The sequence below is a fragment of the Nocardia sp. XZ_19_231 genome (genome assembly GCF_015355705.1).
GTDB lineage: Bacteria > Actinomycetota > Actinomycetes > Mycobacteriales > Mycobacteriaceae > Nocardia > Nocardia salmonicida.
This window is the reverse complement of sequence record NZ_JACUZI010000011.1, coordinates 13,191-27,718: the sequence shown is the minus strand read 5'-3', so window position 1 is coordinate 27,718 and position 14,528 is coordinate 13,191. Positions and strand designations below refer to the sequence as shown.

Annotated in this window: 15 protein-coding genes; 10 read left to right on the top strand and 5 right to left on the bottom strand. The window is 67.7% G+C overall.

The genetic code is table 11. From position 1 onward, the window contains the following. The first annotated feature begins 32 nt into the window (after positions 1–32). The 5 genes from IBJ82_RS31135 to IBJ82_RS31115 all read left to right on the top strand — a co-directional run bounded on the left by IBJ82_RS31135 (position 33) and on the right by IBJ82_RS31115 (position 3,758). Positions 33–311 carry a hypothetical protein gene (locus tag IBJ82_RS31135; RefSeq protein WP_194829561.1) on the top strand — a complete coding sequence of 93 codons (279 nt, stop codon included), beginning with the start codon at positions 33–35 and terminating at the stop codon, positions 309–311. Continuing rightward, positions 298–762 (top strand): DUF5130 domain-containing protein, encoded by a 465-nt coding sequence (locus tag IBJ82_RS31130; RefSeq protein ID WP_370585559.1) that lies wholly within the window; start codon positions 298–300, stop codon positions 760–762. The genes IBJ82_RS31135 and IBJ82_RS31130 overlap by 14 nt, the downstream gene beginning before the upstream one ends. Positions 763–963: 201 nt before the next feature. After that, positions 964–1,830, top strand: coding sequence for an alpha/beta fold hydrolase (locus IBJ82_RS31125; protein ID WP_194829560.1), 867 nt, complete (start codon positions 964–966; stop codon positions 1,828–1,830). A gap of 111 nt (positions 1,831–1,941) precedes the next feature. After that, on the top strand, positions 1,942–3,141 hold the full coding sequence (locus IBJ82_RS31120) for a S9 family peptidase (RefSeq protein ID WP_194829559.1): 1,200 nt from the start codon (positions 1,942–1,944) through the stop codon (positions 3,139–3,141). A 215-nt stretch (positions 3,142–3,356) separates the two neighbouring features. Next, positions 3,357–3,758, top strand: coding sequence for a helix-turn-helix domain-containing protein (locus tag IBJ82_RS31115; protein ID WP_194829558.1), 402 nt, complete (start codon positions 3,357–3,359; stop codon positions 3,756–3,758). A gap of 67 nt (positions 3,759–3,825) precedes the next feature. On the opposite strand, the gene IBJ82_RS31110 is transcribed toward IBJ82_RS31115, so the two are convergent. Next, positions 3,826–4,440: a TetR/AcrR family transcriptional regulator gene (locus IBJ82_RS31110; protein ID WP_194829557.1), complete on the bottom strand. Its 615-nt coding sequence runs from the start codon at positions 4,438–4,440 to the stop codon at positions 3,826–3,828. Positions 4,441–4,500: 60 nt separating this feature from the next. Between IBJ82_RS31110 and IBJ82_RS31105 the strand changes: the two genes are divergently transcribed. From IBJ82_RS31105 to IBJ82_RS31095, 3 genes are all read left to right on the top strand, one after another. Next, entirely contained in the window at positions 4,501–5,499 is a 999-nt protein-coding gene (locus IBJ82_RS31105; protein ID WP_194829556.1) for a patatin-like phospholipase family protein, read from the top strand. A gap of 154 nt (positions 5,500–5,653) precedes the next feature. Then, positions 5,654–7,129 (top strand): NAD(P)/FAD-dependent oxidoreductase, encoded by a 1,476-nt coding sequence (locus IBJ82_RS31100; RefSeq protein WP_194829555.1) that lies wholly within the window; start codon positions 5,654–5,656, stop codon positions 7,127–7,129. Between the two features lie 34 nt (positions 7,130–7,163). Then, on the top strand, positions 7,164–7,997 hold the full coding sequence (locus IBJ82_RS31095) for an SDR family oxidoreductase (RefSeq protein ID WP_194829554.1): 834 nt from the start codon (positions 7,164–7,166) through the stop codon (positions 7,995–7,997). Positions 7,998–8,107: 110 nt separating this feature from the next. On the opposite strand, the gene IBJ82_RS31090 is transcribed toward IBJ82_RS31095, so the two are convergent. The 3 genes from IBJ82_RS31090 to pepN form a co-directional block, all read right to left on the bottom strand. After that, on the bottom strand, positions 8,108–8,698 hold the full coding sequence (locus IBJ82_RS31090) for a ClpP family protease (protein WP_056821542.1): 591 nt from the start codon (positions 8,696–8,698) through the stop codon (positions 8,108–8,110). A 67-nt stretch (positions 8,699–8,765) separates the two neighbouring features. Next, positions 8,766–9,371: a ClpP family protease gene (locus tag IBJ82_RS31085; RefSeq protein ID WP_194829553.1), complete on the bottom strand. Its 606-nt coding sequence runs from the start codon at positions 9,369–9,371 to the stop codon at positions 8,766–8,768. A gap of 163 nt (positions 9,372–9,534) precedes the next feature. Beyond that, the gene (gene pepN / locus IBJ82_RS31080; RefSeq protein ID WP_194829552.1) at positions 9,535–12,126 is read right to left on the bottom strand and encodes an aminopeptidase N; all 2,592 of its coding nucleotides are present in this window, start codon (positions 12,124–12,126) and stop codon (positions 9,535–9,537) included. Between the two features lie 185 nt (positions 12,127–12,311). Between pepN and IBJ82_RS31075 the strand changes: the two genes are divergently transcribed. Then, a complete protein-coding gene (locus IBJ82_RS31075; protein ID WP_194829551.1) occupies positions 12,312–13,148 on the top strand; it encodes a phosphoribosylaminoimidazolesuccinocarboxamide synthase in 837 nt (278 codons plus the stop codon). 59 nt (positions 13,149–13,207) lie between these two features. On the opposite strand, the gene IBJ82_RS31070 is transcribed toward IBJ82_RS31075, so the two are convergent. Next, positions 13,208–13,564, bottom strand: a complete 357-nt coding sequence (locus tag IBJ82_RS31070) for a helix-turn-helix domain-containing protein (protein WP_194829550.1) — start codon at positions 13,562–13,564, stop codon at positions 13,208–13,210. A 125-nt stretch (positions 13,565–13,689) separates the two neighbouring features. On the opposite strand from IBJ82_RS31070, the gene IBJ82_RS31065 reads away from it, so the two are divergent. Further along, positions 13,690–14,508, top strand: a complete 819-nt coding sequence (locus tag IBJ82_RS31065; protein WP_194829549.1) for an NAD(P)-binding domain-containing protein — start codon at positions 13,690–13,692, stop codon at positions 14,506–14,508. The last annotated feature ends 20 nt before the right edge of the window (positions 14,509–14,528 follow it).

The window sequence follows — 14,528 nt, the reverse complement described above, 5'->3', positions numbered from 1 at the left end:
AACTACTACACAGCATCGTCTACCGTTGGTGCGTGAGCATTCTCGAGACAGTGCTGATCTTCGTCGGCATCCCGGCCGCGATCTACTTCGCGATCGCGGGTTTGTCCTATCTCGGTAAGCCATTCCCCGGTGAGAAGCCGGCCCACTTCGCACTCGGGCAGAAGTGGACCCACCGGCCGGTGCTGTGGAGTGCTACCGATGAGGTGACCGCCGCGGCGGGGCACCACACCGCCGAGCCGCATGGCAGTCATGCGGCTCTCGAAACCGCGCATGCGGAGCTGATCGGAGGCCGGGCAAGTGGCAAGTTCTAATTGGCCCGCTGTGGTCGAGGCCGACCTGGCGCACGGGTACGCCCTGACCAGCAGCGGCCGCGTGTCCGGCGTGCACGAGCCAGGCACCGTGTTCGACGAGGTGCCGTTCACCGATCGTGAGCGCATCTCCCTCGACAACGCGCTCACCGAGGCGACCCGCGCCACCAAGGTCCGCTTCAACATCTACCTCGGCGACCTCGGTTCCGATCCGGCGGCCGGTGCCGACGCGATCCTGCCGAACACCCCGGAGTCGGCCGATTCGGTGCTCATCGCCGTGTCCCCGAACCAGGGCGCGATCGAGGTCCGCTCCGGTGCGAACGTGACCGAGCGCGCCAACGACCGCATCTGCCAGCTCGGCGTCACCGCCGCCCTGGCCTCCTTCCGTCAGGGCAACCTGATCGACGGCCTGATCTCGGCCACCCGCGTGATGGCCGCCGCGATCGGCCGCTAGTTCGTTCTCCACCGTCCGGCGCGTTCACCTCCTGGTGAACGCGCCGTTCGTGTCTGCGGCGTAGGAGACCTGCTCGCCGCTGAATCCGAGATTGCCGGGCTGCGAAGCGATTCCGCGCCGATGACTTTCGTGACGAAGGAATACGGGTCCCGACCGTCGTGTTCTAACCGCTGAAATCTATTTAACAAGTTAGGATCCACGATGAACCAGATCAGCCACCACACCCTCGAGATCCAGGGCCGCTCGGTCTTCTACCGTGAGGCAGGCGACTCGAACAAGCCGACTCTGCTTCTGCTGCACGGCTTCCCGTCCAGCTCGGCCATGTTCCGCAACCTGATCCCCGCGCTGGCCGACGACTACCACGTGATCGCGCCCGATCATCTCGGCTTCGGCCAGTCGGCCATGCCGGCGGTCGACGAATTCGATTACAGCTTCGACGCGCTCACCGCGATCACCCTGGAACTGCTCGATACCCTCGGCGTCGACCGATTCGCGATCTACATTCAGGACTACGGCGCCCCCATCGGCCTGCGCATCGCTTCGCGTAACCCCGAGCGGATCACCGCGATCATCACCCAGAGCGGAAACGCCTACCTCGAAGGGTTCACCCCGTTCTGGGAGGTGCTGTTCGCACATGCGAACGACCGCGTCGCCCACGAGCCGAAGGTGCGCGAGCTGCTCGAGCTCGACGCGACGAAATGGCAGTACACGCACGGTGTTCCGGCCGACCGGCTCGCGCTGGTCAGCCCGGATGCGTGGACCCTCGATCAGGCCTACCTCGACCGCCCCGGCAACAAGGAGATCCAGCTGCAACTGTTCTTCGACTACAAGAACAACCTCGACGGTTACCCCGCCTTCCAGAAGTACTTCGCCGAGCACCGGCCGCCGACGCTCATCGCCTGGGGTTCCCACGACGAGATCTTCGGCGCCGATGGTGCCCGCGCGTATCTGCGCGACCTGCCCGATGCCGAACTGCACCTGCTCGACGCGGGTCACTTCGCGCTGGAGACGCACGGACCCGAGATCGCCGCGCTGATCCGCGACTTCCTCGGCCGGGTCCTGCGCTGAGCCCGGTGGACGGCTGGGCGTCGTGTGGTGCCCGGCCGTCCGGACGGCATCGAGTAACCTGGTCGGCGGTTTATCGGCCACGTCATGGGCCGTCGGTATATCGGGGGAAACTTGCACACACGCATTGCTCGGGTGATCGCGGCGGGTTGCCTGGCGCTGTCCGTGTCGGCCTGCGCCCAGGACAGTGAGCCTGTCGAATTCACTGCGGCCGCACCGCTTTCCGCGTTCTATAACCCGAGTGCGGAATCGATTCCGGGACAGCGTGGTTCGGTGGTCCGCGCGCAGGCGCTCGCCGGTGCGCAGGCGGTGCCCGGCGCCCGCAACTACCTCACGTTGTACCGGTCGCTGGACGCGCAGGAGAAGCCCGTCGCGGTGTCGGGGACGCTCGCGGTGCCCGAAGGGGATGCGCCCGAGGGTGGTTGGCCGCTCATTTCCTGGGGGCCCGGTAGTACCGGAGTCGCCGATGTCTGCGCGGCCTCGCGCTCGGAAGGGTCGTCCCCGAGCCGGGACGAACAGGCTCGCTGGGTGGCCAAGGGGTACGCGATCGCCAGGACCGACTATCAGGGCTTGGGGACACCAGGCGGTCACGGGTACATGATCGGCGAGACCGAGCAGCGTGCGATGGCCGATCTCGCCACGGCGGCAAGGGAAGTCGACAAATCCATCGGCTCGCGCTGGGTGGCGATGGGGCATTCGCAGGGTGGCCACGCGGCCCTGTTCGCCGCTGTCGACGCCGCGGGGTGGTCGCCGAACACGCCCCTGCTCGGCGCCATCGCGCTGGCGCCCGCCTCACACCTCGGCGAACAGGTGCGCATGGCGAAGTGGGCGGCGTCGAATCCGCTGGGCAAGCTCGGTACGGGCGATGTGTCGGTGTACCTGCCGCTGTTGGTTCGCGGTGCACAGACGGTGACCGATGTGGACCCCGCCCGGTTCCTCACCGGCCGTGCGCAGTCCCTGCTGACGGTCGCCGACTCCGAATGCACCGGTGGGCTGCGCGACAAGAGCAAGTGGGGCGGCCTGTCGCCCAAGGATGTGTTCACCGCCGACGGCGATGTCTCCGGGTTGTTGCGAGTCCTCGACGACAACGACCCGAGCGGCCTGCGATTCACCGTCCCGGTTCTCGTTCTCCAGGGCCGTTCCGACCTCACCGTCCCGCTGCAGGCGACCGACGCGATGGTCGCCGAACAGCAGGGGCGGGGTGAGTCGGTCGACTACCGCAAATACGACAACGTTGACCACAGCGAGATCGTCTCCGCGTCCTTCGCCGACGCGCTCGGCTGGGCAGACACCCGCTTCGGGATCACCCGCTGAATTGTTGGAGCGCTGGCGCGCTCGAGCGGGGCCCTTCGGGCCCCTGATCTTCCCTCCCTCCGGGTACTCCTTCGTCGCACCCTCCACGACTCGGTTTCGACTGACTTCGCGGCGGAATGGGGCTCAGTCCAGATCAGGGCGGGCCCCTTTTCCTCCGGTTACGCCGAGAGCAGAAGAGTCGGGTGTTTCGGTCCGGGCATCCCTACGCTCGGAGTATGGGCGAGCACAACGGGTTGCGGGTGATTCCAGGCGGACGCGGCGAACAGCAGTCGCGGCCGGAACCACTCTGGCGTGAGGCGCTGGGCGAACGCCTGCGGGCGCTGCGCCTGGAAGAGCGCTCCACGCTCGTCGACACCGCGGGGCGCGCTGGTATCTCGCCGCAGTACCTCTCCGAGGTCGAGCGCGGTCGCAAAGAGCCGTCGAGCGAGATGATCGCTGCCCTGGCCGGCGCTCTCGGTACCTCGCTGGGCGACCTCGTGGCCCAGGTGGCGGAATCCATGCGCAGGCACGCGCTGGTGCCCACGCGTGCGGTGGTGCTCGGCGGCAACCGTCAGATCGCCCCCTCCCACTCCGCTCCCATCGCGCTGGCCCCGAACGCCGTCCTGCTCGCGGCCTGATCCGCCTGCTCGCCGGCCGATCAACCGGCCTTCGCGCTCGGGCGATGTTCGCGTGAGGCCCTAGCGATCAACTGTCCGCTGACGCGCTCGTCCGCGCGGCGGCGATCTGGCTGCGGAGTAGATCGACGATCGCGCTGACGGGGAGTTCGGGGTCGATCGCGCGTTGTACGCCGAGGCCGATGCCGAGCGAGAGTAGTTGCAGCGCGGCGTCTTCCGCAGGCAGTGGGAGTTCGAGGCCGAGCTGGTCGGCCTGTGTCTGAATCACGGTGGCGAGCATCGTCGTCAGGGTGCGTCTGCGATCGGCGAGCTCGGTGCGGATCTCGGGCATGTGCCGGGTGCTCGTGGCGAACTCGACTTCCAGCGCGGTCCAGCCGACATCACCGATGTTCTCGTCGGCCCATCGTGCGAAACCTTCGATCCGCTCCGCCATGTTGTCGTGCGGCAGCATCGCGTCCACGAGCGACTGCGCGCGCTCCACGTGGACGACGTCGAGCACGGCCAGGCCCAATTCGTGCTTCGTCGCGAAGTTGGAGTACACCGCGCCCTTGGAGAACCCGGCCTCGGTGGCCACCTTCTCCAGCGGGGTCACGTTGTAGCCGTCGGCCATGAACAGCCGCTTGGCTGTCTCGACCAGTCGTTCACGCGTGAGAGCGTGCGACTCCTTGCGCGTCATCCTGGCCATGTGCAGGAGTTTAGCAAGATGGGCTACCGCTGGAATTCAAATACCGTTAGTATTCGAAATATGACAACACGACGTGGCTTAGCGATCGGCTGCGGTGGCCTCCTCGGCTTCGCCTGGACCGCCGTAGCCCTCGACGCCGTCGAACGCGCGATGAACTGGGACACCCGCACCGCCGATGTCCTGATCGGCACCTCCGCGGGCGCGGAACTCGTGGCGGCGCTCGGCTCCGGGCGCACCCCCGCCGACCTGCTCGCCGCCCTCGACGCGGCTCCCGACGCCGACCCGGTCCTGGCCGCGCACGTCGCCGTCGACCCCGGAAAATTTCCCCCGCTCCCCGGGCTCGGATTCCCCGGTCTCGGGCTGGTCGGCGCCGGTCTGCGCGCTCGTTCGCCCTACACCGCGATGGCCGGCCTCCTTCCGCGCGGCCGCGGTGACGCTGGATGGTTGCGTTCCTTCGGTGAGGCGCTGAGCGGGCCGAGCGGCTGGGTGAGTCACCCCGCGACCTGGGTGGTCGGCGCCGACGCGGCAACGGGCGCGCGAGTCGCCTTCGGCGCGAACCGAACGGCCGATGGCATCGTGACGGCCGGGAAATCAGGCCGGTCCGGTGCGGAGCCGGTCGATCTGGGTGACGCGATCGCCGCGTCCTGGGCCATTCCCGGGTGGTTTCCCCCGGTGCGGATCGGCGGCAACGACTACGTCGACGGTGGTTCGGTGTCGTCGGTGTCGGCCGCTCTGCTGGTGCCGCTGGAACTCGACGAGGTGGTGGTCATCGCCCCGATGACGTCGGAGGGCGGCGCACCGGCCACCGGCCTGAACCGGATCGAACGCCTGCTCCGCACGCAGATGACCCGCGGCCTGGATCGCGAAGTCGCTCTGCTGCGCGCCGCGGGCACCCGGGTGATCCGCGTCGAACCCGGCCCCGAAGAACTCGCCGCCATGGGCCCGAACTTCATGGATTCGGCCCGCCGCCCGGCCACCATCGCCGCTGCCCGCCGCAACATGGCAACCCGAGTCGCCGATGCGCTGCGCAGTTCCGGTTCCGCGGGCCGACTCGCGTGAATCGCTCTCCCACGAAGCGCCTGCCGAGTCCTCTCAGTAGCGGTCGGATGGGCCGACGCCGTCGCTGCGCGGGCCCCTCGTGTCAGGTAGTCGGTTCCGTATCTACTCGCGCCGTGATCGGCGCGCTGCTCGTTTCGTTCGAAGGAGAAATCGTATGAGCCCCCACCACGAGGTCGTTGTGATCGGAGCGGGAGTTTCCGGGATCTGTGCGGCGATCAAGTTGATCGAGGCCGGGGTCGAGGACGTGCTGATCGTCGAGAAGGCCGAAACCTTCGGCGGCACCTGGCGGGCCAACACCTATCCCGGCTGCGCGTGCGATGTTCCGTCCGGTCTGTACTCGTTCTCCTTCGCGCCGAACAGTGAGTGGTCGCGGCTGTTCGCGCCCCAGCCCGAGATCCTCGACTACGTCGACCGGGTGGCGCGCGAGCACGGGCTGGCCGCGCACACCCGCTTCGGCGTGACGGTCGAGGGTTCGCAGTTCGACGATGCCGAGCAGCTGTGGCGGCTGGAAACCAGCGAAGGCCCGCTGAGCGCCCGGTTCGTCGTCTCGGCCGCTGGTCCGTGGAACGAACCGCGCCTACCCGAGATCCCGGGTCTGGCCGAATTCCCCGGCGAGGTCTTCCATTCCGCGCGCTGGAACCACGACTACGACCTGCGCGGCAAGCGGGTCGCGGTGGTCGGGTCGGGTGCGTCGGCGGTGCAGTTCGTGCCCGCGATCGTGCCCGATGTCGCCGAATTGCACCTGTTCCAGCGCACCGCGCAGTGGGTGCTGCCGAAACTCGATCACCGCGTGCCCGGCTTCGAGAAGAAGGTGATGCGACGATTCCCGTTCGCGCACAAGGCCTTGCGTGCGGTCGAATACGCGATGATGGAAGGTCTCGGGGTCGCCTTCCGGCATCCACGACCGCTGATGCAGGCCGTCCAGACCGTCGGTTCGGCGTATCTGCGTGTCGTGGTGCGTGATCCGGCGGTGCGGGCGAAGCTGACGCCGAACTATCTGCTCGGCTGCAAGCGAATCCTGTTCTCCAACAGCTACCTCCAGTCGCTGACCAAGAGCAACGTCGACGTGTACGCCACCGGATTGGCCGAATTCCGCGGCAACACCGTGGTCGGCGCCGACGGCACCACCGCCGAGGTCGACGCGGTGATCCTCGGCACCGGCTTCCACATCCTCGACACCCCGCTGGCCGACATCGTCCGCAGCGCCGACGGCCGCACGCTGGCCGAGCATTGGGAGGGCTCGCCCGAGGCCTACCTCGGCACCGTCACTACCGGTTTCCCCAACGCGTTCACCGTGCTCGGCCCCAGCCTCGGCACCGGCCACTCCTCGGCGTTCGCCATCCTCGAAGCCCAGGTCGCCTTCCTCGTCTCGGCGATCGAGAGCGCCCGGCGCGAAGGCTGGGCGGGGCTGGACGTGCGTCCCGAAGTGCAGGCGCGCTATGTCGACCAGGTGCAAGCCGCGCTGGCGAGCACCGTCTACAACGCGGGCGGCTGCCACAGCTACTACATGGACGCCAACGGCCGCAACAGTTTCAGCTGGCCATGGTCGACCGGTGAGCTCACCACCCGCGTCAGTGCGTTCGACCCCACCGACTTCACCATCACCCACGACGCGACGGTGCCCGCATGAGCGCCCGCGCCGACAACCGACGAGAGGCCACGACATGAGCTACCCACGGATCGACCTCGAAGGGGCCACCGTCGCGATCACCGGCGCCGCGCGCGGCATCGGACTCGCCACGGCCAAAGCCTTCGTCGAGCAAGGCGCGTACGTCGCGCTCGGTGACCTCGACGAAGCGCTGGCCGTGCAGGCCGCCGACGAGATCGGCGACCACGCGATCGGCCACGCGCTCGACGTCACCGACAAGGCCTCCTACGCGGCGTTTCTCGATGCGACTGCCCAGTGGCGCGGCCCGCTGGACGTGCTGGTGAACAACGCCGGCGTGATGCCGAACGGCCCGTTCCTCGACCAGTCCGACCGCATCGACCAGCTCACCATGGACGTCAACGTCTACGGCGTCATCCACGGCATGCGCCTCGCCCTGCCCGCGATGGTCGCGCGGGGCTACGGCCACGTCGTGAACGTGGCCTCGCTGGCGGGCAAGTTCCCGATCAAGGGGCTGGCCGTGTACAACGCCAGCAAGTTCGCGGTGGTCGGCCTGACCGCCGCCACCAGGCTGGAGATGGATGCCACCGGAGTCAGTGTGAGCGCGGTCCTCCCGTCCGCGGTGCGCACCGAACTCAGCTCCGGTATCGACTACGGCATCCTGCCCGCCGTCGAGCCCGAAGACATCGCCGCCGCCGTGGTCCGCACGGTCAGGACCCGCGCGGCCGAGACCGCGGTGCCCGGGTACGTCGGCGTGCTGGCCAACGCCTCCGGTCTCGTGCCGGAGCCGGTGATGCGGGCCTTGCGCAAGGTGGCCCACGACGACGCCGCCATCACTCGCGTCGACGACAACGCCCGCCGCGTGTACCTGGACCGCATCGAAAAGCAGTGAGGTAACCACAACTCGGGTGTCCGGTACGCGAACCGGAACTACCGCGCCGGCCGGTCACTGGTCGAAATCCGGTGACCGGCCGGCGTGGTCGGCGAAGCGGGAGCGGGCGATCACTCGCGCTCGTGCAGGACCTGGTCGACCAACCCGTATTCGAGCGCGGTCTCGGCGGTGAAGACACGGTCCCGGTCGGTGTCGCGGCGCAGGGTTTCCGGAGTCTGGCCGGTGTGCTTGGACAGGATCGCCTCGATCGCCGCGCGCATCCGGACGATCTCGTCGGCCTGCAGGATCAGGTCGGGAATGGTGCCCTGGCCGCGAGTCGCCGGTTGGTGCAGCACGATTCGTGTGTGCGGGAGCATCGCGCGGTGGCCGGGCGCGCCGCCGGCGAGCAGGACGGCACCGACGGCGATCGCCTGGCCGACGCAGGTGGTGTGCACCGGCGCCTTGATGAATCGCATGGTGTCGTACACGGCGAGCATGGCGGACAGATCGCCGCCTTCGCAGTTGATGTAGAGGCTGATCGCCTGGCCGGGGCTGTCGGATTCCAGGTGCAGCAGCTGGGCGATGAGCGCGTTGGCGACGCCGGAGTCGATGGGGGTGCCCAGGTAGACGATGCGTTCGCTGAGCAGGTGCGAGTAGATGTCGGTGATCCGCTCACCGCCGCCGCGATGTTGCGACACGACATTGGGAATCGTGTAGGTCATGACAACGCCTTCCTGACGATGATGAACGACGTGGAGCAGGGCGGCCGGGTGGTATCGGCAGCGGCTCTCACGCGGTGATCCCGATGCGGTGGCGGTTGGGAACGACCTGGTCGAAGGATTCGACGATGTGGTCGATGAATCCGTACTCGAGTGCCTGGGGCGCGGTGAACCAGCGGTCGTGCAGCGAGTCCTCGTAGATGCGGTCGAAGGGTTGCCCGGTGTCGGCGGCGATGAGGCCGAGCACCGTGTCGACGGTGTGGCGCAGATCGTCGGCCTGCACCTCCACTTCCACCGCGCTGCCGCCGATTCCCGCCGACCCCTGGTGCATGAGGACCCGGGCATGAGGCAGGGCGTAGCGCTTACCCGGCGTGCCGGAGGAGAGCAGGAACTGTCCTGCGCTGCATGCCAATCCCAGGGCCAGCGTGGAGACCTCGCAGGGAATGAGGCGCATCACATCGCGGATCGCGAGCATCGAGGGGACCGAACCGCCGGGGGAGTGGATCCACAGCGATATTCCGGCTTCCGGGGATTGCGCTGCGAGGGTGAGTAATTGGGTGATGAGCAGGGTGCCGTTGTCGTCGTCGAGGGGGCCGTCGAGGACGAGGATTCGGCGGCCGAACAGTTGCTCGCGGGCTCGCCAGCTGAACATCGGGGTCTTGTCGTCGTGTGCCATGAGTCAACGGTGCCCCGCGCACACCCCCTCGCGCCGCCGTTGCTGCCCCCAGCAGATCTGCTCACAGCAGCAAGATCGTCCAGCGCAGGCGCGGTCCTCAGGAGGCTACGGACAGGGCAAGGGCCCGGTGCGGCGACATCGCGCACCGGGCCCTTCGGTCGAACTACTTGGCGTCGAATTCCCGTGCGCGCAGGGAGCGTTCGATGCCCGCTCGGCCCTCGGAGACGAGGCGGTACAGGGCGGGCGGATGGTCGCCTGCCAGGAACTCGTCGGCCTTGGTGACCGCTTCCTCGGTGATCGCCCAGTGCGGGTACAGGCCGATCACGACGGTCTGCGCGACCTCGCTCGAGCGGCGGTCCCACACCGCGGGGATCTCGGCGAAGTACTTGTCCACGTACGGCGCGAGCACTTCACTCTGACCGGCGGGGGCGAACCCGCCGACGATGGCGCGGGCGGTGATGTTGGGCACCGAGTCGTCGGCGATCACCTTGTCCCAGGCCTGTGCCTTGACCTCGGCAATCGGGCGCGCGGTGGCCGCGGTGGCCGCCTGACGCTTGCCCGCCGCGGTCTGATCGCCCTGCAGTTCGGCGTCGATGGTCGGGGAGGCCAGACCGTCCGCGTCGATCTGACCCGCCGCGGCCAGTGCGGTGATGACGCGCCAGCGCAGGTCGGTGTCGACGGTGAGACCGGGCAGACCGGCCGCCGCCGGGTCGGCGTCGAGCAACTGCGCCAGCGCCTCGATGTGGCGTGTTTCCAGCTTCGCCCCGGTCAATGCGTTGACGAAGGCGAGCTGATGATCCGAACCCGCCTCGGCGCCGCGGGCCAGTTCGAGCAGCCGGTCGGCGTATGCCGCCCAGCCTTCCTGGTCGGCCCACGCCGGGTCGGCGTAGCTGGAGATGGCGGTGTTGGCCTGCATGAGCAGCCGCTGCACCACTCCGATCTCGGATTCGGAGCCGATTCCGCGCTGCACGAGCGCGACGAAATCGCGGGCCTTCATCTCGGCCTGACGGGTCATCTCCCAGGCCGCCGACCAGGCCAGCGTGCGCGGCAGCGAATCGGCGATGTCACCGACGCGCTGCACGACCACGTCGAGCGAATCGGGGTCGAGGCGCAGCGAGCAGTAGGTGAGGTCGTCGTCGTTGACCAGCACCAGCGCACCGCGCGGCACGCCGACGAGCTCGGGTACCTCGGTGCGCTCGGCGGCGTCGAGATCGAGTTCGACTCGCTTGGTGCGCACCAGCTTGCCGTCGACATCGTCGTAGACGCCGATCGCGATCCGGTGCACGCGGTGCTCGCCCGCGCCCGGCGCGGCGCCTTCCTGCACGACCGCGAAGCTCGAGAACGTGCCATCGGCCGCGACGACGAAATCGGGGCGAAGGATATTGAGCCCGGTGGTCTTGAGCCACTGCGCGCCCCAGTCCGACAGGTCACGCCCCGACGCCTTCTCCAGCGCCGCGAGCAGATCGTCGAAAGTGGCGTTGCCGTAGGCATGTTCGGCGAAGTAGTCGCGCAGACCGGCCAGGAACGGCTGCAGCCCTACGTAGGCGACCAGCTGCTTGAGCACCGAAGCGCCCTTGGCGTAGGTGATGCCGTCGAAGTTCACCTCCACCGCGTGCAGGTCGGGGATGTCGGCGGCGATCGGGTGGGTCGAGGGCAGCTGGTCCTGGCGGTAGGCCCAGGACTTCTCCACATTCGCGAAAGTGGTCCAGGCGCTGGTGTATTCGGTGGCCTCGGCCTGGCACAGCACCGAGGCGAAGGTCGCGAACGACTCGTTCAACCACAGGTCGTCCCACCACTTCATGGTGACCAGGTCGCCGAACCACATGTGCGCCATCTCGTGCAGCACGGTCTCTGCACGACGCTCGTAGGACGCGCGGGTCACCTTGGACCGGAACACGTAGTCCTCGAGGTAGGTAACAGCGCCCGCGTTCTCCATCGCGCCCGCGTTGAACTCCGGCACGAACAGCTGGTCGTACTTGCCGAAGGCATACGGCACGCCGAAGTTGTTGTGGTAGAACTCGAAACCCTGCTTGGTCTCGGTGAACAGCCGCTCGGCGTCCATGTGGTCGGCCAGCGACGCACGGCAGTAAAGACCGAGCGGGATCTCGCCGCTCGCGTCGGTGAAGGTGTCGGACCACTTCGCGTACGGGCCCGCGATCAGGGCGACCAGGTAGGTGCTCATCCGCGGGGTGGTGGCGAACGTGTGGCGCACGACCGCGCCGATGTTGTGCTGTTCGATATCGGCGCCGTTGGAGATGACCGCCCAGTCCGCGGGCGCGGTGGCGACGATGTCGAAGGTGGCCTTGAGATCGGGCTGATCGAAGCAGGCGAACATCCGCTTGGCATCAGCGGTCTCGAACTGCGAGTACAGGTACACCTTGTCGTCGGTCGGATCGACGAACCGGTGTAGGCCCTCACCGGTATGCGAGTACTCGCAATCGGCCTCGACGACCAGCTCGTTGTTCTCGGCCAGTCCCGGCAACGCGATGCCGGTCGACTCGTCATAGGCGCTCACATCGAGCGCGACCCCGTTGAGCACCGCCGACCGCACTCGCTGCGCCACCAGATCGATGTAGGTGCTCGCACCAGGGGTCGCGGTGAAGCTGACAGTGGTCTTCGACCCGAAGGTGTCCGACACCTCGGACCCCGCTCCGCGCGGCTGATCGGTGAGGTCGAGTTCGATCCGGTAGTTCTGCACGGCCACCACGGCCGCGCGTTCGACCGCCTGGTCGCGGGTGAGATTCGGGGCGGACATTGATCTCCTTCGTCGTCGACGAACACGGCACGGTAGTTCGGCGTCCACAATGCCACTTGCCGTCGGCGCCCGCTCACGAGTTTCCGGCGACGGGTGGGCCGGGTAGGCCTGATAGCGGCTACGGGTGGGCCGGTAGAGTTCGGGGAAACCCGCAGGTACCGCACCGGAGATTCGGAGGCTCGACGTTGAAGCATGTGCACGCCGGGAAAGTTCGCGACCTCTACGAGGACGGCGACACCCTGCTGCTCGTCGCGTCGGACCGGGTTTCGGTCTACGACGTGGTGCTGCCGACGCCGATTCCGGACAAGGGCGCGTTGCTGACGCAGCTGTCGAACTGGTGGTTCGAGTATTTCACCGGGATTCCGAATCATGTGATCTCGGCGACCGACGTGCCCGCGGAGTTCGCCGGGCGTGGGATTCGGGTGAAGCCGCTGAAGATGCTGGCTGTCGAGTGCATCGCGCGCGGATACCTGACCGGGTCGGGGCTCAAGGAGTACGAGCGGTCGGGGACTGTGTCGGGGATCGCGCTGCCCGCGGGTCTGCGCGACGGCGACAAGCTGCCCGAGCCGATCTTCACGCCGTCGACCAAGGCTTCCGAGGGGCACGACGAGGCGATCAGCTTCGCCGATGTGGTGAACCAGGAGGGCCGCGAGGTCGCCGAGAAGTTGCGCGATCTGACCCTCGAGATCTACTCGCGCGGGGCCGAGCACGCGGCGAAGGCGGGCGTGATCGTCGCCGATACGAAAGTCGAATTCGGGTGGGACGGTGATGTGCTCACCCTCGGAGACGAGGTGCTGACCTCGGACTCCTCGCGCTTCTGGCCTGCCGACGAGTGGGAGCCGGGCCGCGCTCAGAACTCCTTCGACAAGCAGTTCGTGCGCGACTGGTCGACCTCCACCGGCTGGAACAAGGAATACCCGGGCCCGGAGATCCCCGCCGAGGTCGTCGAAGGCACTCGCCGCAAGTACGAAGAGGCCTACGAGCGCATCACCGGTCAGAAATGGGTGGGAATCCAGGCGTGACCTGAGCGGCGCCGGTCGATGTTGCCGGCGCCGCACGACTTCTGACCGGGAATGTCGCGTCAGTGCACGGGTGCGTCTACGCCCTTGACTGCACAGATATGCACCATGTTCTCGTTGCCCCAGGCGCCGAGGGTGGACAGTGCGCCGTTGAGTGAGAGTCCGCGTTCGGTGAGCGAGTACTCGACCTTCGGGGGTACCTGCGCGTAGACCTCGCGGTTGACGATGCCGTCGTGCTCGAGTTCGCGCAGCTGCTGGATCAGCATCTTCTCCGTCACGCCGGGGACCAGGCGTTTCAGGTCGCCGAAGCGTTGAGTGCCGGTGGACAGGGCCCACAGGATCAGCGCTTTCCACTTGCCGCCGACGACGTCGAGCGCGGCATCGATACCGCAGGAATACGGGCGCTCTCGCTGCCTCATGCTCGCCTCACTTACTTTTTGGTGAGTATTGCACTTGATAGTCGGTACTTGTGAAGTCCACCGTAACCCACGAATCTAGGAGGACGCTGCCGATCGGCAGTGAAGGCTCTAGAGCAAGGGGAATCGTGACTGATTCGGCAGCAGCACAACATGTTTCGTTGATCGGCCTCGGCGCGATGGGCAATGCGCTTGCCAAGGCGCTGCTGGCAGGCGGCCATGAGGTGACGGTCTGGAACCGCACCCCGGCGCGCGCCGAAGCGCTGGTGGCCGACGGCGCGAAGGTGGCGGCGAGCTCTGCCGAGGCGATGGCCGCGGCCGATCTGGTGATCCTGTGTGTGCTCGACGATGCCGCGGTACGTGAGCACATCGAGCCCGCTGCAACCCGGTTGCGGGGGCGCACGGTGGTGAACCTGACGACCACCACACCCGAGCAGGCGCGGTCGCTGGGCACGTGGGCCGAAACCCACGGAATCGAGTTGGTCGACGGCGGCATCATGGCGGTGCCCGCGATGATCGGCGGGCCCGGCGCCTTCGTGCTCTACAGCGGCGCGACCGCGGCAGTCGAGCGCTACCGGTCGGTGCTGGAACTGTTCGGCCGAGCCGAATTCGTCGGCGACGATCTCGGCGCCGCGGCGATGTACGACGTGTCGATCCTCGGCGGCATGTACGCCATGTTCGCCGCATTCGCACAGGGCGGTGCGATGGTCCGCACCACCGGCGGCTCCGCGGCGCGCCTGGCCGAGTTGATGACGCCGTTCCTCCACGCCATGGCCACGATGCTCGCCGCGCAGGCGCCCGGCGTCGACACCCCTGCCGACTTCGTCCAAGTCCAGAGCGACGAGTTCACCGCCGCCGCCATCGACCTGATCGACCAGGCTGCGGTCGAATCCGGCACGCCCACAGAGCTTTACGGCGTGCTGCGCCGCACACTCACCGGGCTCTGAGTCGAGCCGCTGTCAAGACT